This window comes from Rhizobium sp. USDA 4016, from assembly GCF_056279705.1.
Map to the genome: position 1 here is coordinate 1,757,223 of NZ_JBWCCY010000002.1, position 23,399 is coordinate 1,780,621.

21 protein-coding genes and 1 pseudogene are annotated in these 23,399 nt (G+C 60.0%); 16 read left to right on the top strand and 6 right to left on the bottom strand.

Going from position 1 to position 23,399, the window contains the following annotated elements:
- The first annotated feature begins 98 nt into the window (after nt 1-98).
- The 4 genes from ACZ9DP_RS09500 to ACZ9DP_RS09515 are packed head-to-tail and all read left to right on the top strand — an operon-like array spanning nt 99 to nt 3,432.
- The gene (locus ACZ9DP_RS09500) at nt 99-962 is read left to right on the top strand and encodes a branched-chain amino acid ABC transporter permease (protein ID WP_239601034.1); all 864 of its coding nucleotides are present in this window, start codon (nt 99-101) and stop codon (nt 960-962) included.
- 1 nt (nt 963) lies between these two features.
- On the top strand, nt 964-1,974 hold the full coding sequence (locus ACZ9DP_RS09505) for a branched-chain amino acid ABC transporter permease (RefSeq protein ID WP_194731388.1): 1,011 nt from the start codon (nt 964-966) through the stop codon (nt 1,972-1,974).
- Nucleotides 1,971-2,735 carry an ABC transporter ATP-binding protein gene (locus tag ACZ9DP_RS09510; RefSeq protein WP_074071591.1) on the top strand — a complete coding sequence of 255 codons (765 nt, stop codon included), beginning with the start codon at nt 1,971-1,973 and terminating at the stop codon, nt 2,733-2,735. Before ACZ9DP_RS09505 ends, ACZ9DP_RS09510 begins: the two co-directional genes overlap by 4 nt.
- Nucleotides 2,716-3,432, top strand: a complete 717-nt coding sequence (locus ACZ9DP_RS09515; RefSeq protein WP_194731389.1) for an ABC transporter ATP-binding protein — start codon at nt 2,716-2,718, stop codon at nt 3,430-3,432. Before ACZ9DP_RS09510 ends, ACZ9DP_RS09515 begins: the two co-directional genes overlap by 20 nt.
- On the opposite strand, the gene ACZ9DP_RS09520 is transcribed toward ACZ9DP_RS09515, so the two are convergent.
- The gene (locus ACZ9DP_RS09520) at nt 3,429-3,953 is read right to left on the bottom strand and encodes a GNAT family N-acetyltransferase (protein WP_476201385.1); all 525 of its coding nucleotides are present in this window, start codon (nt 3,951-3,953) and stop codon (nt 3,429-3,431) included. The two genes, ACZ9DP_RS09515 and ACZ9DP_RS09520, sit on opposite strands and share 4 nt — an antisense overlap.
- Before the next feature lie 118 nt (nt 3,954-4,071).
- Between ACZ9DP_RS09520 and ACZ9DP_RS09525 the strand changes: the two genes are divergently transcribed.
- Together ACZ9DP_RS09525 and ACZ9DP_RS09530 are read left to right on the top strand one after the other, a co-directional pair.
- Nucleotides 4,072-4,839, top strand: coding sequence for an SDR family oxidoreductase (locus ACZ9DP_RS09525; RefSeq protein WP_476201386.1), 768 nt, complete (start codon nt 4,072-4,074; stop codon nt 4,837-4,839).
- A 391-nt stretch (nt 4,840-5,230) separates the two neighbouring features.
- Nucleotides 5,231-6,061, top strand: coding sequence for an MBL fold metallo-hydrolase (locus ACZ9DP_RS09530; protein WP_074071588.1), 831 nt, complete (start codon nt 5,231-5,233; stop codon nt 6,059-6,061).
- On the opposite strand, the gene ACZ9DP_RS09535 is transcribed toward ACZ9DP_RS09530, so the two are convergent.
- Nucleotides 6,043-6,822, bottom strand: coding sequence for a polysaccharide deacetylase family protein (locus tag ACZ9DP_RS09535; protein WP_476201387.1), 780 nt, complete (start codon nt 6,820-6,822; stop codon nt 6,043-6,045). The two genes, ACZ9DP_RS09530 and ACZ9DP_RS09535, sit on opposite strands and share 19 nt — an antisense overlap.
- Nucleotides 6,819-7,907 carry a glycosyltransferase family 4 protein gene (locus ACZ9DP_RS09540; protein ID WP_074071586.1) on the bottom strand — a complete coding sequence of 363 codons (1,089 nt, stop codon included), beginning with the start codon at nt 7,905-7,907 and terminating at the stop codon, nt 6,819-6,821. The genes ACZ9DP_RS09535 and ACZ9DP_RS09540 overlap by 4 nt, the downstream gene beginning before the upstream one ends.
- A 302-nt stretch (nt 7,908-8,209) precedes the next feature.
- Here ACZ9DP_RS09540 and ACZ9DP_RS09545 point away from each other — a divergent pair, with 302 nt between their 5' ends.
- Entirely contained in the window at nt 8,210-9,928 is a 1,719-nt protein-coding gene (locus ACZ9DP_RS09545; RefSeq protein ID WP_074071585.1) for an adenylate/guanylate cyclase domain-containing protein, read from the top strand.
- Nucleotides 9,928-10,806, top strand: a complete 879-nt coding sequence (locus ACZ9DP_RS09550) for an FkbM family methyltransferase (RefSeq protein WP_476201388.1) — start codon at nt 9,928-9,930, stop codon at nt 10,804-10,806. The genes ACZ9DP_RS09545 and ACZ9DP_RS09550 overlap by 1 nt, the downstream gene beginning before the upstream one ends.
- On the opposite strand, the pseudogene ACZ9DP_RS09555 reads toward ACZ9DP_RS09550, so the two are convergent.
- Nucleotides 10,779-11,034, bottom strand: a pseudogene (locus ACZ9DP_RS09555) (hypothetical protein); the annotation flags it as partial. The gene ACZ9DP_RS09550 and the pseudogene ACZ9DP_RS09555 overlap by 28 nt on opposite strands.
- Nucleotides 11,035-11,075: 41 nt before the next feature.
- Nucleotides 11,076-11,555, bottom strand: coding sequence for a class I SAM-dependent methyltransferase (locus tag ACZ9DP_RS09560; RefSeq protein WP_074071583.1), 480 nt, complete (start codon nt 11,553-11,555; stop codon nt 11,076-11,078).
- 123 nt (nt 11,556-11,678) lie between these two features.
- Here ACZ9DP_RS09560 and ACZ9DP_RS09565 point away from each other — a divergent pair, with 123 nt between their 5' ends.
- On the top strand, nt 11,679-12,854 hold the full coding sequence (locus ACZ9DP_RS09565) for a DUF3095 domain-containing protein (protein WP_476201389.1): 1,176 nt from the start codon (nt 11,679-11,681) through the stop codon (nt 12,852-12,854).
- Here ACZ9DP_RS09565 and ACZ9DP_RS09570 read toward each other — a convergent pair.
- On the bottom strand, nt 12,844-14,184 hold the full coding sequence (locus ACZ9DP_RS09570; protein ID WP_476201391.1) for a nucleotide sugar dehydrogenase: 1,341 nt from the start codon (nt 14,182-14,184) through the stop codon (nt 12,844-12,846). The two genes, ACZ9DP_RS09565 and ACZ9DP_RS09570, sit on opposite strands and share 11 nt — an antisense overlap.
- A gap of 57 nt (nt 14,185-14,241) precedes the next feature.
- Between ACZ9DP_RS09570 and ACZ9DP_RS09575 the strand changes: the two genes are divergently transcribed.
- The 7 genes from ACZ9DP_RS09575 (at nt 14,242) to ACZ9DP_RS09605 (ending at nt 23,388) form a co-directional block, all read left to right on the top strand.
- Nucleotides 14,242-14,421, top strand: coding sequence for a hypothetical protein (locus ACZ9DP_RS09575; RefSeq protein ID WP_476201392.1), 180 nt, complete (start codon nt 14,242-14,244; stop codon nt 14,419-14,421).
- 204 nt (nt 14,422-14,625) lie between these two features.
- Nucleotides 14,626-15,969, top strand: a complete 1,344-nt coding sequence (locus ACZ9DP_RS09580; protein ID WP_476201393.1) for an adenylate/guanylate cyclase domain-containing protein — start codon at nt 14,626-14,628, stop codon at nt 15,967-15,969.
- Nucleotides 15,970-16,114: 145 nt separating this feature from the next.
- Complete coding sequence (locus tag ACZ9DP_RS09585; protein WP_476201395.1) at nt 16,115-18,010, top strand: ABC transporter ATP-binding protein; 1,896 nt, start codon at nt 16,115-16,117, stop codon at nt 18,008-18,010.
- Nucleotides 18,004-19,914 (top strand): ABC transporter substrate-binding protein, encoded by a 1,911-nt coding sequence (locus ACZ9DP_RS09590; protein WP_476201396.1) that lies wholly within the window; start codon nt 18,004-18,006, stop codon nt 19,912-19,914. Before ACZ9DP_RS09585 ends, ACZ9DP_RS09590 begins: the two co-directional genes overlap by 7 nt.
- 1 nt (nt 19,915) lies before the next feature.
- Nucleotides 19,916-20,914: an ABC transporter permease gene (locus tag ACZ9DP_RS09595; RefSeq protein WP_074071576.1), complete on the top strand. Its 999-nt coding sequence runs from the start codon at nt 19,916-19,918 to the stop codon at nt 20,912-20,914.
- Nucleotides 20,914-22,086 carry an ABC transporter permease gene (locus tag ACZ9DP_RS09600; protein ID WP_074071575.1) on the top strand — a complete coding sequence of 391 codons (1,173 nt, stop codon included), beginning with the start codon at nt 20,914-20,916 and terminating at the stop codon, nt 22,084-22,086. Before ACZ9DP_RS09595 ends, ACZ9DP_RS09600 begins: the two co-directional genes overlap by 1 nt.
- Before the next feature lie 93 nt (nt 22,087-22,179).
- Nucleotides 22,180-23,388, top strand: a complete 1,209-nt coding sequence (locus ACZ9DP_RS09605) for a glycosyltransferase family protein (RefSeq protein ID WP_074073034.1) — start codon at nt 22,180-22,182, stop codon at nt 23,386-23,388.
- Nucleotides 23,389-23,399: the final 11 nt, after the last annotated feature.

A 23,399-nucleotide genomic window follows, 5' to 3' on the forward strand; every position in this document is an offset into this window, starting at 1 on the left:
AGGGGAGAAGGTTCCGGCAGGTGGATGGGGCGAGACGGCGCCCTCAACGACGCAGAGCGGGCTTCAGCACCTGCTGAGATAAGGAACACACGAGCCTCATGCAGACTGTCTTCAGCATTGCCGTCGACGCGCTTGCCTATGGCATGGTGCTGTTCGTGATCTCGATCGGCCTTTCGGTCACCATGGGCCTGATGCGGGTCGTCAACCTTGCCCACGGTGCCTTCGCCATGATCGGCGGGTACATTGCCTCCTATGCAACGCGCGATCTTGGCCTTGGCTACGGCATCGCAGTTCTTGTCGCCGTCACTGGAACCATCGTCATCGCCATTCCGGTCGAACGCTTCCTCTACCGGCGCATCTACGGCGCGCCGGAACTGACCCAGGTTCTGATGACGATCGGCATCACCTTCTGCATCATCGGCATAGCCAACTACGTCATGGGGCCGACGCTGAAGACAATCCCATTGCCAGACGGCCTGCAGGGCTCCGCCGATCTAGGCTTTCGCACCATTCCGGTGCACCGGCTTTTTGCCATCTTCTGCGGCCTCGCGGTAGCGGGCGCCCTTTGGTACACGATCGAAAAGACAAGTTTCGGTGTAAAACTGCGCGCATCCGTTGATAATGCCGCCATGGCCGCCGCGCTTGGGGTGCGCACGGAGATCATCTATGCACTGAGCTTCGCAGTCGCCGTCGGCCTGGCCGCCTTTGGCGGCGTGGTCGGCGCGGAGCTCTTGCCGGTCGAGCCCTATTATGCGCTGCGCTACATGGTGACTTTCCTCGTCGTTGTCTCGGTCGGCGGCGCAGGCTCGATTCCCGGCGCACTGATCGCCTGCCTGGTTCTTGGCGGCATCGACACCACGGGCCGCTACCTGATGCCGGAATACGGGGAATTCTTCTTCTATCTCGCCGTCATTGCAATCATCTGCGTTTTTCCGCGCGGCTTTGCCGGAAGGGTGAAGTAGGATGACGCTCGCCATGAACACGCAAACCACGACAGCAGTACCCATCCGGCGCAATCGCTTTTTCGTCCGCGATACAGCCGGCATTGCCGCAATCGTCGCGCTCGCCAGCATCGGCTATTTACTCTTTCCGGATAACCTTGCGCTGCTGACGCGCGTCATCGCAATCGCATTGCTCGTTCTCTCGCTTGATCTCGTCACCGGATATTGCGGCGTGGCGACGCTCGGCCATGCAGCACTCTTCGGCTCCGGCGCCTATGCGGCGGGCATCGTCTCGGCCCATTACGGCATCACCGATCCTCTGTTGATGACGCTTGCCGGTATCACCGGTGGCGCTGCTGCAGGCCTCGTCTGCGGCATCGTCATCCTGCGTGCCCACGGACTGCCGCAGCTTGTCCTTTCGATCGCGCTCATCAACCTCTTCCACGAATTCGCCAACAAGGCATCATCCTGGACCGGCGGCAGCGATGGCCTATCCGGCATCTCGGCCGATCCAATCTTCGGCACCTTCGAGTTCGACCTCTACGGCCATACCGCCTATGTTTTCGGGGTGATCCTGCTGCTTGTCGTTTTCATTCTGCTCCGCCTTGTGGTGCGTTCGCCCTTTGGCATGCTCTGCCGCGGCATCAAGGAAGATGCCTTGCGCATCCGGGCCATGGGCGCCTCGCCGAAAGCGGCGCTGATGAAGATGTATGTGATTTCAGGCGCCGTCGCCGGTGTCGGTGGAGCCCTCAATGCCATCTCCACACAGGTGGTCGGCCTCGACAGCCTCTCCTTCACGCTTTCGGCCGAAAGCCTCGTGATGCTCGTTCTCGGCGGCACCGGCTCGCTCTTCGGTGCGCTCTCCGGCACCGTCATCTTCATGCTCTTTGAAGATTATGTCTCGGCTGCAAACCCGTTCCACTGGCTGACGATGGTCGGCGCGTTACTGGTCGCTGTCGTCCTCTTCGCACCGAAGGGCCTTTATGGGACCGCAACTGCCTTTTTCGTCCGCCGGAAGGAGACTGCGCAATGAGCCCCGTCTTCGAAGTCGTCAAGCTCAGGAAATCCTTCGGTGGCCTCGTGGTGACCAACGATGTATCGATCTCGGTGGCAGCAGGTGACCGCGTCGCGCTCATCGGCCCGAACGGCGCTGGCAAGACCACTTTCGTCAATCTCGTCACTGGCAACCTTTCGCCGGACGCCGGCGATGTCCGCCTCGGTGGCGAGACCGTGACGAGAATTGGTGCGGCGGGCCGCGTCAGGCGCGGCCTCGTCCGTTCCTTCCAGGTCACACGGCTCTTCCAGGAAATGACGCCGGCCGAACACGTCGCGCTCGCGATTCTGCAGCGTGACGGACTCACTGGCCGGATGTTCGGCAACTTTCTCGCGATGCCGGATCTCATGGCAGAAGTCACCGATCTGCTCGGCACACTCGGCCTTGGCGATCTCATGTGCCGCAGGGTCAGTGAAATTGCTTATGGACAGCAGCGTCTCCTCGAGATTGCCGTCGCCATGGCACTGAAACCGAAGGTGCTGTTGCTTGATGAACCTGCTGCCGGCGTGCCGCAAAGCGATACCGCCCGGATCGAGCAGGCACTCGCCGATCTGCCGGCCGATCTCGCTGTGTTGATGATCGAGCACGATATGGACCTCGTGTTCCGCTTCGCCAGGCGTGTCATCGTGCTTGCGGCGGGCACCATCATTTTCGACGGCTCGCCGGTCGAGGTCACCAAGGATGCCCGCGTGCGCGAGGCTTATCTCGGGAGCTATGCCAATGCCAGCCACGCCGCTTGAGGTCGACAATCTCTCCGCTGGCTATGGACCGACGCGGGTTCTCGAAAACGTTTCATTCGCCGTGCCCGCAGGCGCCCGCCTTGCCATCCTTGGCCGCAACGGAATGGGCAAGACAACCTTGCTTGCGACGCTTGCCGGACAGACCAGGCGTTATGACGGCCGCATCCGCCTCGGCTCCGCAGACCTCACCGCCATGGCCAGCTCAGCTCGCGCCCGTCAAGGGCTCGGTTATGTGCCGCAGGCGCGCTGCATCTTCCCGACGCTGACGGTTGAGGAAAACCTCTTCGTCGGTCTCAAAGGACGGCCGAAGACGGCGCTCGAAGAGGCGTACGCGATGTTTCCACGTCTGAAGGAGCGCCGCCGCAATCTCGGCGGCCAACTCTCCGGCGGCGAGCAGCAGATGTTGTCGACTGCCCGCACGATTCTCGGCCGCCCCTCCGTTCTGCTGCTTGACGAACCCCTGGAAGGTCTCGCACCCATCATCTGCGAAGAGTTGATGGCCGCGTTTTCCGAACTCGCCAAGACCGGCGACATGACGATCCTGCTTGTCGAACAACGCATCCAGAGTGCGCTCGACTTCGCCGATCAGGTCATCATCCTCGAACGGGGGCGCCTTGCCTGGACCGGCACGCCCGAAGCGCTGTCGACGGATCACGCCGCCGTGGAACGTCTGCTCGGGGTCGGCGGGCTGCACTAGGTCACGTGGCGTGGCGCCTCGTCATTCGTGATGTCGAAAGCCGCGTCATAGGTGACCGTGCCGGACGGCATTTCACCGCTGAAGCACAATGCCTGAAAATATTCGGCCGGAACACCTGCAAGCCTGAGGCGAGCATCCGCCTTGAAGCCGAACCGGCCGTAATATTTGGGATCGCCAAGCAGGACGCATCCCTGGGCGCCGAGTTTGCGGATGGCTGCAAGTCCACCCTTCACCAGACCAGTACCGATCCCCTCGCCTTGCCTTTCGGGTGTTACCGCGATTGGTCCGAGGCCGTACCAGCCCAAATCCCTGCCATTGATCATCACCGGTGAGAACGCGATATGGCCGACGATACGGCCTTCATCTTCGGCAACGAGCGTGGCGGAAAGCGCTCTGTTCCCGCGCAGGGCATCGACAATTGCCGCTTCCGTCTGGCTGCTGTAGGCCTTGCCGGCAAACGCCGTGCTGACCAGCGCGCGGATCGCCGGGATATCGGCTTTTGTCTCGTTGCGGATGCGCATGATGAACCTCCATTGCAGTGCCGCACATAACAGACCGGAGCGCCTTGCGTCAAAACGATGCTTGCATCGGCCCAAGGACTCCTCTTCAATCGGGCACCGCAATAAAGGAGCGCCCCGCTTGTCTTTCCCCTTATTCGACCTCACCGGCCGCCGAGCGCTTGTTACCGGCTCCAGCCAGGGCATCGGTCATGCGCTGGCCCTTGGCCTTGCAGAACACGGCGCTTCCCTGGTCATCAATGGCCGCAATGCCGAGAAGGCGGCAGTTGCAGCAGAGACGATCAGGGCAAGGGGATTGCATGCGCTGAGTGCCGCCTTCGACGTGACCGATGCTGCCGCCGCGCGCGATGGCGTCGCCTATATCGAAAGCGAGATCGGCCCGGTCGACATCCTCGTCAACAATGCCGGAATGCAGTTTCGAACGCCGCTGGAATCTTTCCCGATCGAAAAGTGGGATGAACTGCTTAAGACCAATGTCTCAAGCATTTTCTATGTCAGCCAGCCCGTGGCGCAGGCGATGATTGGGCGCGGCAGGGGCAAGATCATCAACATCGCCTCTGTCCAGGCTGAACTCGCCCGGCCGGGCATTGCTCCTTATACGGCGACCAAGGGTGCGGTCAGAAATCTCACCCGCGGCATGGCGACCGACTGGGCAAAGTACGGCCTGCAGGTGAATGCGATCGCCCCCGGCTATTTCAAAACGCCGCTCAACCAGGCGCTGGTGGACGATCCGAAATTCTCGGCCTGGCTGGAGACGCGCACACCTGCAGGCCGATGGGGCAATGTCGAGGAACTGGTCGGCGCGGCGGTCTTTCTCGCTTCGGACGCTTCCTCTTTCGTCAACGGCCATATGCTGATGGTCGATGGCGGCATCGCCGCCAGCCTCTAGTATTGCCGGCTGCGCGAACGCAACCGGCAAGATTCCGTGGATCTGCCAATAGGACGGCCTTGCAATCGTTTGATCTCAATCTTGTGACATTCAATCCGACGAAGATGGGCTAGAAAAAAGCGGAAAATTGTATTTTCGCCCCGGAAGAGCCACCTAATAGAACAGGAGATGTCCGTCGGCTTTCAGACTCCGGCATTTCCGTTTACGCAAAGCAAACCATATCCGGCTGCTTTCCGACCAACTCCTGCTGCCTTAGGAAAATCTACTCCTTCTGCTGCTAGCGATTGGGAGAATAGGCAAGATAGAGGCACCCGCGAGGAATTCCGCACTTCGCATCAGGGTTAAACTATGATTACGATAGCGCTGTGCGGGAGCCCGATTTTGAAGAACCATGAGTAACGATCAGTTTCAGGTAAAATTTTGGGGCGTTCGCGGCAGCATCCCGGTATCGGGCCCCGAATTCGATCACTACGGCGGCAACACCACCTGCATCGAACTGCGCTGCGGCGGCCACCGGTTGATCTTCGACGCAGGCTCCGGGCTGCGCGAGGCCGGGCTTGCGATGCTCAACGAAGGCGTCACGCAGGTCGATCTGTTCTTCAGCCACTGTCACTACGACCACATCATTGGATTGCCCTTCTTCAAGGCGATTTACTATCCCTCGATCAATGTCAACATCTGGTCCGGCCATCTCGACGGCAAGATGAGCACCAAGGATATGGTCGATCAGTTCATCAGCCCGCCCTGGTTTCCGGTAAAGACCGATATCTGCCAGGCAACGATGAACTTCCGCGATTTCCATGCCGGCGACATGCTTTCTCCGCGCGAGGGTGTGCGCATTAAGACCTACAAACTGAACCATCCAGGCGGGGCGATCGGCTATCGCATCGAGTGGGGCGGCCGGATCGTCGCGCTTGTATTCGACGTCGAGCATATCCCCGGCACTTATGACCCGGTGTCTCTGGAATTGATGAAGGATGCGGATCTGGCGATCTACGACTGCACCTACAACGAAGACGAGATGCAGCGCTTCAAGGGCTTTGGCCATTCGACCTGGCAGCACGGCATCGAATTGGCCAAAATGGCAGGAACGAAACGCTTCGCGCTCTTCCATCACGCGCCTTCGCGCACGGACGAGCAGCTTGGCCAGATGGAAAAGAATGCCCAGGCAGCATTCCCCGGCGCCTTCGCCGCGCGTGACAATCAGGTCGTCGACATCTGATCTTTCAGCAGCTCAGCTGCCGGTTTCCATAAAATCGCCTGATGACTGTTGGCCTCCGAGAGAAATGCCTCGGTAAATTTCCACGCCGTCTCGTCATGCGCGAGGTGATGGGTCAGCAGGCCGACCGGCTCGTTTCGGCCTTCGAAGCGGTCCTGCAGTTCTCCCACAAGTTCGCTTACAATTTCGTCATGCGGTCGGCCGACGCGCGGCCCCTTTCCGTCCGCTCGCCGTCCCATGATATCGATATGGGTGTTGAGGAGCGGGATCGCCGCCCCCGCAGTCGCCCGGCCGAACGTCGACATGCATTCGAAACCAAGTGCCGGGAGCTTGGGAACAAGGCTGCCGTCGATGCGGTTCCATGGCGGCACCAGCATGGGAATGAACCTGGCCGGATGCAGCCGGTGCAGCGTCAGGAAGCCATCATAAAGTTCGCCAAGCACGGCCTCCGCCGGCCGGTGTCCGCCAAGTTCCTGCTTTTTTTGTTGCGGCGGCGCATAATTCTCGTGCGACCAGCCATGCACGGCTACGCTGACCCCGCTCGCACCCGAAAGCCGTTGAGAAAGTGCTGGACCGGTCGTTGCCGGGATGACGGCAACGGTCACCGGGATCTTATGCGCGCTGGAAAGGCCGAGCAATCTGTCGAGCGCCGCCGTCGGCTCGATCGCATCGTCATCGCGCCACCAGAAGCGGGCCACCCTTCCAGCCTCCCGCCAGCGCGCGAGTTCCTCACGGAGGGGTTTCCAGGTCGAACTGCCGCTCATGGTTCCACTCCTGCGTATCGTTTCAGTATTCTGTCGAGGTCCAGGGCAGCGATCTCCAGCGATCGCTCCTCCAGCACGAAGTGCCGCGCCGCCGCGCCCATTTCCTGGCGTCGCGCCGGATCGTCCAGCAGGCGGCCGGTGGCGGCGGCAAAGGCGTCGATATCGCCATCTGCCGTCAATATGCCTGTCACCCCATCTTCAATGACCGCTGGCACGCCCGCTGTTCGCTGCGCCACCACAGGCAGGCCGGCCGCCTGCCCCTCGAGATAGGCAAGGCCATAGGCTTCACCGCAACCGGGCCAGACATAGATTCCCGATCGAGCGAGCAGACTTGCGACGTCTGACGCACTTCGTTCGCCCAGCCAATCGATGCGGGCGGGCGCGAAATCCGAAAACAGCGCCTCGACTTGCGCCCGCATCGGGCCATCGCCGATGATGCCGAGCGTCCAGGCCTTGTCTTCGATCACGCGCAGTGCCGCAGCCAGCACCTTATAGCTCGCCATCTTGTCGCCGGCGCGCATCATGGCGACCGTCACGAGCCGTTTCGAATCCGGCCGCAGATCGATGTTTTTGATCGATGCCGTGTCGATGAACGGCTTGATTGAAGCAAGACGGGCCTCGGGAACAGCCTGCCCGATCCCTGCCCCGTCGCGTTCCGTGAGCACGATGTTGACCGCCGCCTGCCGGATTGCCGCCGCAACCGTCGCCTGCGCCGATGCCCAGCCGGTGGCGTCGCGTTTGCGGGAATAGGACGCCTCGGCAGTGACGTAGGGAATGCCGAATTCGGCCGCAAGCACGGGTCCGAAAGGATCCGGCGATTTGTAGTACGGGTGATAGCAGAACCACAGATGCGGTTTTGGTCCACGGCGCCACGTGCTTTTTAGCCGGAAAAGCTCCGCCTGCCGCTCGCCTTCAAGCATAGTTGCCGCCTCGGGAGTTGGCGCAAAATTGCGGAACTCGGAGGCGATCTCGACCGAATGACCGGAACGATGCAGCGCCTCGACAAGCAGCCGTGCCATCAGGCGGTCGCCGGATGGTGTCGGATGGTTTGGGGATTTCAGCGGCGCGTAAAATGCAATCCGCATCAGGACGCTCCATTGAGAAAGCGCTTTATTGCGCCGCCCATCCAGCCTATCGCAAAAATTACCGCTATTGTCCGTTTCCTTAAAAGTTACTGATAAACATATGGAATGTGATCGTGGCTGGAGCAGATGGCATTTCGCTTTCACCTCAACATCTCTAGAGCATGATCCTCGAAGCTGTGAAACGGTTTTCCGCAGGTCACGCTCCAGCGTCTCGAACTGGTGGCGGATTCAGATTTAGGAAAAGACGATCTAAAGTTAACCGACTTTCGGCATATGCAGGTGAACGTCAAGAACGGAAATGAATGGCAACCATCGCGGACACAGGCATTTTTTCGGAGCGCAACATCCGGCGCGCCCGGCTCGGCTCGGGCCTTGTCATGTTCACTTTCGTGGTCCTCCACCTGTCGAACCATGCACTCGGCCTCATTTCCGTCGCTGCTGCCGATGACGGCCGCCGGCTGTTTGTCGCCCTCTGGCGAAATCCGCTCGGCACGCTGATCTTCTACAGCGCGATCTTCATTCACATCGCGCTGGTGCTTCGCTCGCTATACATGCGTCGCAGCCTGGTCATGCCAAACGGTGAAATGGCCCAGATCGTGCTCGGCCTCGCCATCCCGCTGCTCTTGATCGATCATGTGATCGGAACCCGTATCGTCCATGAACTTTACAGATATGCCGACAACTACGAAACGGTCGTTCGCCAGCTGTGGATCCTCTCCTTCGGCAACGGCATCCGGCAGGCAGTCGCGCTTATCGTCGTCTGGATCCACGGCTGCATCGGCCTGCATTTCTGGCTGCGCTACCGGCCTTGGTACGACGGTCTTGCACCGCTGCTTCTGGCGCTTGCCATCCTGCTGCCCGTGCTTTCGCTGCTCGGCTTTATCGAGATGGGCCGCACGATCGCCGAGCCGGACTATGAGGGTCTTGTCGACACCGGGCGCTATCAGGAAAACCTGAATACCCGCTATTATTCCGACCCGCACGCCCAGCGGCAGATCGCGATGATACGCGCCGGGCTCTATGGCAGCTTCTCGCTGGCGCTTCTGTCCGTCGTCGCCGCGCGCACCCGCCGCAAGTGGAAGGAGCGCACTGACCAGATTGCCGTGCACTATCCGGGGGGTGAGACGATCAAGGTGCCACGCGGTTTTACGGTGCTGGAGGCGAGCCGTCTCGGCGGGCTGCCCCATTACTCGGTCTGCGGCGGCAAGGGACAGTGCTCCACCTGCCGGGTTCAGATCCTCGGCGACTACCAACGCCTGCCGCAACCTGATCAACTGGAGCAGAAGACGCTCGAGCGCATCAATGCGGCGCCGGACGTGCGTCTCGCCTGTCAGCTGCGCCCGGACCATGACATCACCGTCGCGCCACTTCTGATCCCGGCGACCGAAACGGCCCTTCCTGCCAACACGCAGGAAACAAGTCCTGGCCGGGAGCGTGAAATTGCCGTGCTTTTCTGCGATATTCGCAATTTCACGAGTCTGACGGAAACCCGATTGCCTTTCGACATCGTTTTCCTGCTCAACCGCTACTTCGCCCTCGTCGGCAAGGCAGTGGAACAAGCCGGCGGACGGATAGACAAGTTCATCGGCGACGGCGCCATGGCCCTTTTTGGCATCGGCACTTCGCCCGGCGAGGCCTGCCGCCAGGCGCTGAAAGCAGCCGAAACGATCACGTCGGAAATTGAAAAACTCGGCGCCGAACTCGCCGATGAACTTACGATACCGCTTCAGATCGCGATCGGCATTCATTTTGGACCGGCCGTCGTCGGGACGATGGGGTACGGCAGGGTGCGAAATCTCACCGCCGTCGGCGACACGGTAAACGTTGCCAGCCGCCTTGAAAACGCCGCCAAGGAGTTCGGTGCAGCGCTCGTCATTTCCGAGCCTGTGGCCGACCTGTCGGGCGCCGATATGCGCGGCATCGAAAGCCGCGACATCAGTGTGCGCGGCCGGGCGCTGCCTTTGAAAGTCTATGTGATCCACAAGGAACGGGCGGGTGGGCCGCTCAATGGGAAAGCCTGATGGCCGTTGACGCGTTGGGATCAAAAAAATACTGGCGAAAGCGCCTGCGCAGAGCGCGGAACGCCGTGGCAAGCCGCTTCTTCGACACGCGCTTCGGCCGGCGGTTGCTCATCGAGAACATCGGCCCGCGGGTCGTTTCCATGACCGTTGATGCCGGCGATCATCTGATGACCTTTTCGCCATCCGACTATATCGGCCGCAAAGTCTTCCGGAAGGGGCATTTCGAGCGCGGGAACGTCGATCGGCTCCTGGCGGTGCTGCGCGAGCGCGGCCTTTTGCGAAAGGACGGCGTGCTGCTCGAGCTTGGCGGCAATATCGGCACGCAGACGGTCTATTTCGCGCTGAGCAACGCTTATTCGCGCATCGTCAGCGTCGAACCTGATCCTCGCAATTTCCGGCTGCTGCAAACCAACATTGGCCAGAACCGGCTGGAGGAGACGGTCACGCTCGTCAACTGCGCCGCAGGCGAGACTGCAGGGGAGATCGACTTCTTTCTCAACGCAACGAACCATGGAAAGAGCAGCGCCATTCGACGGAATTCATCGGATATGAAGGTGAGCGTCCCGGTAAAGCCGGTGAGCGACATCCTCCGCGAGGCAGGTCTCAATCCGGACGACGTCAGCCTCGTCTGGATGGACATCGAAGGCTACGAGCCTGTCGCCTGCCGCTCCATGGCTCCGCTGATGTCGCGGCGCGTGCCGCTCTACATGGAATTCACACCCATTTTCTACGGCCTTGAACAGACCCGCGATTTCGTAACGATGCTTGCCGGCTGCTATGAGGATTGCGTCGTCTTCTTCGAGGAGGGCGAGCAGGAAATGAAGGTCCGCGACCTGCCAGGCGGCATTGATCAGTACGACGTCCTCTTGCTGCCCTGATCCCTCGCTTGCGGCCCCCCGGCGTGCACATGCATGGCAAGGGATAGATGGCAGTTGACGCCAGCAAGGACGGCCGAAGCCGACGCAAGCGTGGCGTTATGCGTCCGCTTGCCGCATCGCTGGCGGCAATGACGTCTGTGACCGTCGTCTCCTGCTTGTCATCGGTGCGGATGACCGGACCGAAGGCGCCTCATCAAATGCACAACCGAGCTGCGCAGGAAGTGGGCTCTTGGCCCTACGGCACGGGAAACCTGCGCACCTAAGCAGGCTTATATCCTCCGGTAGAGAAAATACCGTCCTTCCTTGATGCCGTCAGGCAGCGGCAGCGGCTCAAGCTCCGGCCAATCGAGCGGCAGACCGCTGACGGCGACGCCGCCCCTTGTAAGAACGCCGGCCACCAGCTGCGGCAGCCAGGTCAGCGTTATTGCATCGATCTCGTCATGGCCCGTCCCGATATCGGCATGGGCAAGTGCTGCACCGATACCGATGAAGGCTTGGCCGCTTTCGCGGATATCGCCCGTCACCATGTCGTTGGCAGGCGGGGTCGAGGCCGAATAGGAATGCACCTCGCGATCGAATGCGATTATGCGGCGGGTCGGGAAGTGCTCGCGCAAATGATCATAGGTCCGGCCATTTCCAAGGCCGAATTCCAAAACCGGACCTTCTGTCTCCTTCACCAGATCACAGATGGAATTGAGGATGTCGCGCTGAGCCGTCAAACGGCGGATGAAGCTGTCGAGGCGGCTCATCTATGTCCTTGTCCGTCATTCATTTTTGCAATCCGGTGCTATCACATGAAACCGCGCAAAGTCGACCACCGTAAATCAAAATGCCGTTGCCGCGGCGACACGCGTCTGTGATAAGGTCGGATTATGAATGCCGTTCCGGATCAACAATTCTTCGCGACAGTGCCGGTCTTCACCGATTTCGAGGACGTGACCGATGCTGGAAACTACCGGCCACTGCCGGACGGCTGGATTTTGGCGCTTGCTGATATCGTCGGGTCGACGCAGGCGATCGAAGCCGGACGCTACAAGGACGTCAACATGGCGGGCGCCTCTGTTATCTCCGCCGTCTTGAATGCCGTCAGCAAGGGCGATTATCCCTTCGTCTTCGGTGGCGACGGGGCGCTCATCGCTCTGCCGGGATCACTCGAAATGATTGCGCGCGATGCTCTCGCAGCCGTACAGATCTGGGCCGAAGAAGAGCTCGGCTTCATCTTGCGCGCCGCCGTCGTGCCGCTCGCCGATATCCGCCGCGAAGGTCTCGATGTCATGATCGCACGTTATTCCGCGAGCCCCTACGTCAGCTACGCGATGTTTTCAGGAGGCGGCAACAGCTGGGCCGAACGGCAGATGAAAGACGGCAAGTACGCCGTTGCGCGCGCCGCCCCAGGCACCCGGCCGGACCTCGCCGGCCTCTCCTGCCGCTGGAACCCGATTGAATCGCGACATGGAGAAATCGTCTCCATCATTGCCGTTGCCGGCGCAATGGGGGCAGGCGCGCAGTTTCAACAACTGGTCACGGCAATCGTCGCGATTGCCGCCGAGCAGGGCCGAGGCGGCCATCCGATACCGCCGGAAGGTCCCAAGCTGTCCTTTTCGATGAAAGGCATCGATCGCGAAGTCAAGGTGACTGCACCGAAGGGAAAGCGCTTTCTGACAAAGCTCTTCATCGTGCTTCAGCTCGCCCTCCTTTCCGCGCTCTATAAAATCGGGATTCCGCTCGGCAAATTCGACGCCCAGCGCTACAAGGAGGACGTTGCCGGAAACTCGGATTTCCGCAAATTCGACGACGGGCTGAAGATGACGATCGATGTAGATGCCACACGTCTGAGGCGGATCGAAAAGCTGCTCGATCAAGCGCAAGCCGGCGGCATTGCCCGCTACGGCCTGCATCGGCAGAAATCAGCACTGATGACGTGTTTCGTGCCGACGCCGCTCTCACGCGACCACATGCATTTCATAGATGGCGCAAACGGCGGCTATGCCGTTGCCGCCGCCAAGATCACCGGCAAGGCTGTTTCGGCGGCAAGCGTCACGCCTTGATGACGTGACCTGCCGAAAGGCCGAGCCGCTTGAAGACGTTTCGCGTGTCGACAATCAGCGGCGCGTTTTTGACAAGCGCGGCGTAATCGACTTGGTCGTGATCGGTTGCGACCAGCACAGCGTCGTAATCTGCCAAGATCTCCGGCGCCAGCGCCACGGATTTGCGTCCTTTCAAGGCCTGATGTTCGCGGGTCGGCGGAATTTCAGCCACAAACGGATCGTGATAATCCGCCTTGCCGCCGCGCTCCTCAATGATCTCGATCAAGCGTAGCGACGGGCTCTCGCGGATATCTGCGACATTCTTCTTGTAGGCAAGACCGAGGACCAGAACCTTGCTGCGGCTCAGTGCCTTCCCGCAACGGATATCCAGTGCTTCTGCAAGCTTGCCGACGACATAGCGCGGCATCGCCGAATTGATCTCGCCCGCAAGTTCGATGAAGCGCGTCGGCAGTTCGTACTCGCGGGATTTCCATGTCAGATAGAACGGATCGATCGGAATGCAGTGGCCGCCGAGTCCGGGCCCAGGATAGAACGGCATATAGCCGAACGGCTTGGTCTTGGCCGCGTCGATCACTTCCCAGACATCGATGCCCATCGCCGCATAAACGGTCTTCAGCTCGTTGACGAGTGCAATATTGACCGAGCGAAAGATGTTCTCCGTAAGCTTCACCGCTTCGGCCGTCGCGTTGGAAGAAACGGGAACCACGGTTTTCACCGCCGCGCCATAAAAGGCTCTCATCAGGTCTAGCGCTTCCGCGCCGTCGCCAGCGACCACCTTCGGAATGGTCGCGGTGTGATAGTGCTGGTTGCCGGGATCCTCGCGCTCTGGAGAAAAGCCGACGAAGAAATCCACGCCCGATTTCAGGCCCGTCTTTTCCAGGATGACCTTCACGACGTCGTCCGTGGTGCCGGGATAGGTCGTCGATTCCAAAACGACGAGCTGACCGGCACGAAGATGCGCTGCGATCGAGCGTGACGTCGCTTCGACATAGGAAAGATCCGGATCGCGATGCTTCGTAAGTGGTGTCGGCACGCAGATGACGATGACGTCGCAGGCTGCAAGGCCAGTAAAGTCCGTCGTCGCCGAAAAGCGGCCCGCCTCCCTCTCGGCGGTCAATGCCTCGTCTGCCACCGCGTCGATATAGGATTTGCAGGCATCGAGCGCTACGATCTTCTTCGGATCGATGTCGAAGCCGGTCACTTCAAAACCGCTTCGGGCAATTGCAATCGCCAGCGGCAGGCCGACATAGCCGAGCCCGATGACGCCCGCACGGGCCGAGCGGTCTTTAATCTTTGCGGAAAGGTCGGCGAAGGAGGATGGGCTGGCCAAGACAGATCTCTTCAATAAGAGGAAGTTAGGCCGTGAGATAATGCAAGATCGCCGAGATTGAAACCCGGCGTCTTCCAACGGCGATGTGAAGCCGGCGTGATCGCCTTGCCCGCATCGGCCCGCAGGGTAGGTCTTTCCGGTGTGACCGAAAAGACTCGCAAGCTGCTCGAGATGATTGTCCAAGCGGAGAAAAATGCGCCGATGCCATTGTTTCGCATTCCCGGCGCGCCTATTTAAATCGAATAAGTGAATGACGGAAAGGGCTGCCCGTCCTCCCGGTTTTTGTGGGTTTGACAGGTACGTCTGCCGGTTCCTCGGCAGATCGTTGACACGATAATACCGCTCGTCCATCTTGAATTTCCGCCCTGCGCACGACAGTGCCGCGGGCCGGTTTTCTATCGTCTTCAGGAACGGACGTGCTTTATGAGGATAATACCAAGAATGAGCACGATCGAATCCAGCGTGTCCTCCATCCTTCTGGACCGCGTCGCCGAATGGCTGACAAATTCCTCGCTTGCCGGTGATGATCTCGAAAACATCGTTCGCGGGTTCTGCGAGCGGATTGCTGCCGCCGGTCTCCCGATCGCGCGCGTGCACCTGACCTTTTCGATGCTTCATCCGCTCTATGACGCTTTGGGCTTCACCTGGCGGCGTGCGAGCGGCGTCACGATCGAAGGCTACCGCCATTCGGTGGGCGCAAAGCCCGACCGCTTTCTCCAAAGCCCGTATTACTATCTTCTCGACAACAATCTACAGCATATCCGCCGCCGCATCTCGCTTGATGGCACTGCGGAATTCCCGATTTTCGAGGACCTGCGCGCCGAGAAGATCACCGACTATCTCGCCTTCGTGCAGCCCTTCGGCGACGGTTCCGTCCAGGGCATGATGGGCTCGTGGTCGACGGACAATCATTTTGGCTTTTCCGACGACATGATCGATGCGCTGCTGCGCATGCAGAACCATCTGGCCGTCGCCGCCAAGATGGCCGTGCTTGGCAAGCTCGCTAACAACATGTTGACGACCTATCTCGGCGGCGACGCAGGCAAGCGCGTGCTGAACGGCCAGATCCGCCGCGGCGACGGAGAAACGATTCGGGCCGCCCTTGTCATGGGCGACATGCGCCAGTCGACGATGTATGCCGAAAAGGAAGGCCGGCAGGCCTATATCGACACGCTGAACGAGTTCTTCGACGCGATTGCAGCACCTTTCAACCGCAACGGCGGCGAGATATTAAGCTTCCTCGGTGACGGCTTTCTCGCCGTCTACCCCTGCGGCCGTCATAAGGATCCGTCGAAGATCGCCTCGCAGGCGGCCCTTTCTGCCGTCCATCAGGCGCAAGCCCGCGTTGCCGAGCTCAACAACGAACGCGCCGAAAAAGGTCTTGGCGCGATCAATTATGGCATCGGACTGCATATCGGCAACGTGATGCTCGGTAATGTCGGCCTCAAGGACCGCCTGACGTTTTCGGCCTTCGGTTCGGCCGTCAACGAAGTCCAGCGTCTGCAGGCGCTGACGAAGAAGTACAATCGCGAGGTCGTCGCCAGCCAGGCGTTTGCCGGTTACTGCGGCGGTGAATGGACGACGCTTGGTGAAGAGAAGCTGCGCGGCATCCGCCAAAAGGTGACGATCCTTCAGCCGCGCGCGCCCGCACCGGCACGCGCCATCGACGGTAATTTCCGCGAAGTCGCGCCAAATGGCCTTTCCGAGGCCGAACAGGTCATCCTCCTCCACCGCGATGCCAAGAAGCAGGCCAAGCGGGCGACGGCCGAGGGATTCGTTCAGTAAGCTGCGGCTGAAATGCTTGTTTTTGCTTTTGTAAATCAGACGAAACGTGTCGGTTCCCCATGCCCCGTCATCAACTGGACACCCCGATTGCGGTACGATAGTGTGCCTTAACGGGAACACAAAAGAGACTGGGAATATCGTTGGTATGGCGTCCGCGTCCGACTTATTGCGCATCGAGAATCTCGACGTCTCATTCTCAGTGTTCGGAGACAAGCTGCGCGTTGTAAAGAATGCTGAACTGCGCATTCTTCCGGGCAAGGTGACCGCACTTGTCGGGGAATCCGGCTCCGGCAAATCGGTCATCAGCCAGTCGATCATGGGCATCCTGCCGAACGCCGCAAAGGCGACCGGCCGCGTTCTCTTCACCGATCCGCTCAACGGCGAGACCACCGATATCCTGCAGTTCGGCCGCGACAGCGAGGAAATGCGGGATTTGCGCGGCAAGCGCATGGCGACGATCTTCCAGGAGCCGATGACGTCGCTCTCGCCGCTCCACACCATCGGCAACCAGATCAGCGAGGTGCTGCTGATCCACACCGATGCCGACAAGATCGAGGCACGCGAAAGAACCGAGGAGATGCTTGGCCTCGTCGGATTTGCCAATCCGCAGCGCACCTACGACATGTATCCGTTCGAGCTTTCAGGTGGCATGCGCCAGCGCGCGATGATCGCAATGGCGCTGATCTGCAAGCCCGCTCTGCTGATCGCCGACGAACCGACCACGGCGCTCGACGTGACGATCCAGGCGCAAATTCTCGAGCTGCTGCGCGACCTCCAGCATAAGCTCGGCATGGCGATGCTGCTTATCACACACGATCTCGGCGTCGTCGCCAACATGGCAGACGAGGTCGTCGTGATCTATCACGGCGAAATCATGGAAGCTGGACCCGTCAATACGATATTTCGTGATCCGCAGCATCCATATCTGAAGGGCCTGATGGCTGCCGTGCCGCATTTTGACATGAAGCCGGGCGAGCGGCTAAAAGCGCTGCGTGATGTTCCGGTCAATCTGGAATCGTTCCTCGGCAAAAAGCGAATGGTGGGTGCGGACGGGCCGAAGCTTTTGCTTTCGGTCAACAATCTCTCCAAGACGTTTGCGACGCGCAAGCGCAGTCTTTTCGGCAGAGGTCAAGCGGCAGTCGTGCGGGCCGTCGACGACGTCAGTTTCGATATTAGGCGCGGCGAATGTCTGGGGCTCGTGGGCGAGTCGGGCTGCGGCAAGACCACCGTCAGCAAGATCCTGATGCGCGCAATCACGCCCGATGGCGGCTCGGTGATCTTCAATGACGGCAAGGACGTGATCGACGTCCTTTCCGTCAAGGGCGACGATTTGCAGGCGCTGCGAACCAAGATCCAGATGGTGTTTCAGGATCCGGTCTCGTCGCTGTCGCCGCGCATGACGGTGCGCAACATCCTAAGCGAGCCGCTGGAAATCCACGATCGCGGGGACAGCGCCGAACGCAAGCAGAAGGTCGAAGCGCTGATGGGCGCTATCGGCCTCGACCGGCGTTACCTGAGCCGCTATCCGCACAGCTTCTCGGGTGGCCAGCGCCAGCGCATCGGCATTGCTCGAGCCCTGGCTCTTGGTCCCAAACTCATCATCCTGGACGAGCCGGTCTCCGCCCTCGACGTTTCCGTGCAGGCGCAAATTCTCAATCTGCTCAAGGATCTGCAAAAAGAGCTCGGCCTGACCTACCTCTTCATTTCGCACAATCTCGCCGTCGTCGACTACATGGCCGATCGCATCGCCGTGATGTGCAAGGGCCGCATCGTCGAAATCGCCCCGCGCGAGATCATCTTGCGAGATCCGGTGCATCCCTACACGAAATCACTGCTTGCCGCCGTCCCCTTCCCCGATCTCGACCGGCCACTTGATTTCGAAGCGTTGCGCAAAAATGGCGCCGCCGACAAACAGAACTGGGGCATCACCTTTACCGCCGAACATGACGATGCGTCCGAACTTGCCTATGCCGATCTCGGCAACGGTCATCTGGTGCGCGCCCGCAAGGGTGCAGATGCAAAGGAACTGCGTGCATGGTAACCCGCCGAACCTTTCTCGGCGGCCTTCTAGGCGCAGCCGTCGGACCGGCTGCTGCACGTGATATGGGCGACCGCGATATTGAGCCGGAATTCCTGCGTGACCTTTTGACTGCAGATCGCATTCCGCCAATGCCCGAGCGATTGCCGAAGCATCCGCGCATCATCAACATGAAAGAGGCCGGCCTGACGCCCGGCGTCTACGGCGGTTCTGTGCGCACCATCATCGGCGCCGCCCGCGACATCCGCTACATGACCGTTTACGGCTATTCCCGCCTTGTCGGGTATGACAAGCACCTGCGGTTCCAGGCCGACATTCTCGGCGGCTATACATCGGAAAACGATAGCATCTTCACCTTCCACCTACGCGAAGGCCACAAGTGGTCCGATGGGCATCCCTTCACGGCCGACGATTTCCGTTACTGGTGGGAAGACGTCATTTCCAACAACTCCCTGACGCCCGGCGGCGGGGCGCTGGAGCTGCGCCCGCACGGCGTGCTTCCGCAGTTCGAGGTGCTCGACGAATTCACCGTCCGCTATAGCTGGGACAAGCCAAACCCGAATTTCCTGCCGGCGCTCGCCGGCCCGTTACCGCTCGTCATCTTCGGTCCCGCCCATTACCTCAAGCAGTTCCACAAGAAATACCAGGATGACTTCCGGCTTTCCGCACTCATGCGGGAAAACCGGGTGAAGAAGTGGGTTGATCTGCACATCAAGATGTCGCGCGCCTCGCGTCCGGAAAATCCGGAGCTGCCGACGCTCGATCCATGGCGCAACACGACAGCGCCGCCAGCCGACCAATTCGTTTTCGTGCGCAATCCGTTCTTCCATCGCGTCGATGAAAACGGCATGCAATTGCCCTATATCGACCGCTTCATCCTGAACGTCAGCTCGTCGTCGATCATCGCGGCCAAAGCGGGTGCGGGGGAATCCGACCTGCAGGCGACCGGCATCGACTTCAACGACTATACCTTCCTCAAAGAGGCCGAGAAGCGCTTCCCGGTCAAAGTCAATCTCTGGAAACAGGCGCGCGGATCGCGCATCGCGCTGCTCCCGAACCTCAATTGCGCCGACGAAACCTGGCGCAAGCTCTTCCGCGACGTTCGCTTCCGCCGGGCGCTGTCACTTTCGATCGACCGGCACGAAATCAACATGGTCGCCTTCTACGGCCTCGGCAAGCCGAGCGCCGACACCGTTTTGCAGGACAGCCCGCTTTATAAGCAAGAATACGCCGACGCCTTCATTCAGTTCGATCCGGATGAAGCCAACCGCCTGCTTGACGAACTGGGTCTCAAAGCGCGTGACGGCGAAGGTTTCCGCCTGCTGCCGGACGGACGGCGAGCGGAAATCACCGTCGAAACTTCCGGCGAAAGCACACTCGATACCGACGTGCTCGAACTCGTCCGCGATCATTGGAAGAATATCGGGCTTGCGCTCTACACGCGAACGTCGCAGCGTGACGTCTTTCAGAGCCGCGCCATGAGCGGCACGATCATGATGTCGACGTGGTTCGGCATTGAAAACGGCGTTCCGACCGCCGACATGGCGCCAAGCCAGCTGGCGCCGACCGTCGACGATCAGCTGCAATGGCCGATCTGGGGCATGTACTATTTGTCTGCCGGCCAGGAGGGCAGCGCCCCCGACCTGCCTGAGGCGGTCGAGCTCGTCGACCTCCTGAAACAGTGGGGTGCCACTGCCGACTTCCGCAAGCGCGAAGCGATCTGGCACAAGATGCTGTCGATCTATACGCAGCAGGTGTTTTCGATCGGGCTCATCAATGGCGCGCTGCAGCCGATCCTGCGTTCTGCCAAGATGCAGAACGTGCCGGAGCGGGCGCTCTACGGCTTCGATCCAACGTCTTATCTCGGCATTTACATGCCGGATGCTTTCTGGCTGAAGGAGGCGTGACGTGCTGAGATATATTCTCTGGCGGATTGCCGCCATGGTCCCCACGCTGCTCGTGATTTCGGCGCTCGTCTTTACCATCATCGAGTTGCCGCCGGGCGATTTCTTCGAAAGCCAGATCGCCGAGCTGCGCGCGCAGGGCGAGAGCGCGAACCTGCAGGAAATCGAAGAGCTGCGGCAGCAATACGGTTTCGACAAACCGACGATCATCCGCTACTTCTATTGGGTCGGCGGCATGCTGCACGGCGATTTCGGCTATTCGTTCGAATACCAGTTGCCGGTTTCCGCAGTGGTCGGCGACCGTCTGTGGCTGACGATCCTCGTTTCCTTCACGACCATCCTGGTGACGTGGCTGATCGCCTTTCCGATCGGCATCTATTCCGCTACCCATCAATATAGCTGGAGCGACTACGGACTGACGTTTCTCGGGCTGCTCGGCATTGCCATTCCGAACTTCATGCTGGCACTCATCCTGATGTATTTCGCCAATATCTGGTTCGGCATCTCGATCGGTCATCTGATGGACCAGAAATATCTCTCCGAGCCTATGAGCTGGGAGAAGGCGCGATCGATCCTGTCCCACCTGTGGATCCCTGTCATCATCGTCGGCACGGCGGGTACGGCCGGCATGATCCGCCGCCTTCGTGCCAATCTGCTGGATGAGATGCAGAAGCAATATGTAACGACTGCGCGCGCCAAAGGTCTTCATCCGACCCGTGCGCTCATCAAATATCCGCTGCGCATGGCGCTCAACTTCTTTGTCGCCGACATCGGTTCGATCCTGCCGTCCATCATCTCCGGCGCCGAGATCGTCGCCATCGTGCTGTCGCTCGAAACGACTGGCCCGATGCTGATAAAGGCCCTGCAGAGCCAGGACATGTACCTTGCCGGCTCCTTCCTGATGTTCCTTGCCTTCCTGAACGTCATCGGCGTGTTGGTTTCCGATATCGCCCTCGGCTTCCTCGATCCGCGCATCCGTCTGCAAGGCAGGAGCACCAAATAATGTCGCCCTTGCCACCGCCCGGCGCTCCCTTGCAGCACTATGTCTCGACCGCACCGTTCGATCCCATCGCCACGGAAACGATGGCGGCTGCCAGTTCGCGTATTCACCTTGCTTCCCAAAAGCAACTGATGTGGTGGAAGTTCAAGCAGCACCGTCTAGCGCTGGCTTCCGGCATCTTTTTGCTTGTCGTCTATCTGATGATACTGGTCGTTGAGTTTCTGGCGCCTTACGGCCTGCACACGCGCAATGTCGACTACATCCATTCCCCGCCCCAGCGCGTGCACCTCTTCGACAAGGGCGAATTCGTCGGTCCCTTCGTCTATGGCCGCACGATGCAACTTGACCTTGACACGCTGCGCCGGGTCTACACCGACAATCCGAACGACGTTCAGCCGATCCGCTTCTTCTGCCGTGGCGATTCCTATAAGTTTTGGGGCCTCGTTCAGTCCGATCTGCATCTTGTCTGCCCGGCACAAGGCGGCCAGATGTACCTGCTCGGCACCGATCGCCTCGGCCGCGACGTGCTCTCCCGTATCCTCTACGGCGCCCGGATTTCGTTGACAATCGGCCTGATCGGCATCGCAATCAGCTTCGTGCTCGGCATCGTCATCGGCGGCCTTGCCGGCTATTGGGGCGGCGTCTTCGACCTGATCGTCCAGCGGGTGATCGAGGTGCTGCAGTCGCTGCCGAGCCTGCCGCTCTGGATGGCTCTTGCAGCCATCATGCCGGTGACGTGGAGCCCGATCGTCATCTATTTCGGTATTACTGTAATCCTCGGCATCATCGATTGGACCGGGCTTGCGCGTGCCGTGCGTTCGAAGCTTCTGGCGCTGCGCGAAGAGGATTACGTGCAGGCTGCCCAGCTGATGGGGGCAAGCACGCCCCGCATCATCGCGCGGCATCTTGTTCCCGGCTTCATGTCGCATCTGATTGCCTCGGCGACGATTTCGATCCCGGGCATGATCCTCGGAGAAACGGCGCTTTCCTTTCTCGGGCTTGGCCTTCGGCCGCCGATCACCAGCTGGGGTATCTTGCTCACCGAGGCCAAGAGCGTCAGCGTCATTGCCTTTTATCCGTGGCTGCTTTTCCCGATTATTCCAGTGGTTCTTGTCATTTTGGCCTTCAACTTTCTGGGAGATGGGTTGCGCGATGCAGCAGATCCCTACAAATAGCAGCAGGCTTGGTGGAGATTTGCCGCTCTGCTGTGTCTCGCCCTCCGGAAGACTGGGGGCCTAACTATGTTGTTCGCCCCGAAGGAAATACCCATGGCCAGACGCGTGGAAGATGCTCGCATTCTGATGTACAGCCACGATACGTTCGGCCTCGGCCACCTGCGCCGCTGTCGGACAATTGCACATGCGCTGGTCGAGGATTATCGTGGTCTCAATGTGCTGATCATTTCCGGCGCAACGATTGCCGGTGCGTTCGACTACCGGGCGCGCGTCGACTTCGTGAAGATCCCCAGCGTGATCAAGCTTCACAACGGCGAATATACGTCTATGGCGAGCCATATCGATCTTCACGAAACGCTGAAGATGCGCGAATCGAGCATCCGCCATACGGCAGAGACCTTTCAGCCGGACATCTTCATCGTCGACAAGGAGCCGATGGGCCTCAAAGGCGAAATCGAGGACACGCTTGCTTATCTGAAGGCACGGGGCACGACATTGGTGCTCGGTCTGCGCGAGATCATGGATGCGCCGCATCTGCTCGATGCCGAGTGGAAGAGGAACGGTATCATGCAGAAGATCGACCAGTATTACGACAGCGTCTGGGTCTACGGGCCGCCTGATTTTTACGATCCGCTGATCGGCCTCGACGTTCCCCACAGCGTGCGCCGGAAGATGGACTTCGTCGGCTTCCTGCAACGCAGCGTTTCGGTCGGCAAGACATCGGTCAACGCGCGCAAGGACGATTACATCCTCGTAACCACCGGCGGCGGCGGAGATGGTTCCGACCTCGTACATGACGTGATGAACGCCTATGAGCATGATGCGACGCTTGAGCAGAAAGCGCTGGTCGTGCTCGGACCCTACATGCCGGCAGTCGAGCGCGCAAAACTCGTCAGGAAAGGCGAAAAGATCCCCTATATCGAAGTGATCGAGTTCGACAACCACATGGAAGAACTCATGGTCGGCGCCACGGGCGTCGTTGCCATGGGCGGCTACAACACCTATTGCGAGATTCTGTCCTTCGACAAGCCGGCCCTCGTCGTGCCGCGGGTCAAGCCCCGGGAAGAGCAGTTGCTGCGTGCCCAGCGCGCCAGCGAACTCGGCCTTGTGGACGTGCTTCTGCCCGATCAGTCGGCTGATCCGGCCATCATGGCAGAGGCACTGAAACGGCTGCCGCAACGCCTGCCACCATCAAAGAGCGGACGCGATATGCAACTTCAAGGGCTCGACCATATTTCGCAGACCGTCGGCCACTGGCTCGACAATCGCGGCAGCCATCTTGCCGTCGTCGGCGCAGAATAAAGATCAAAGCC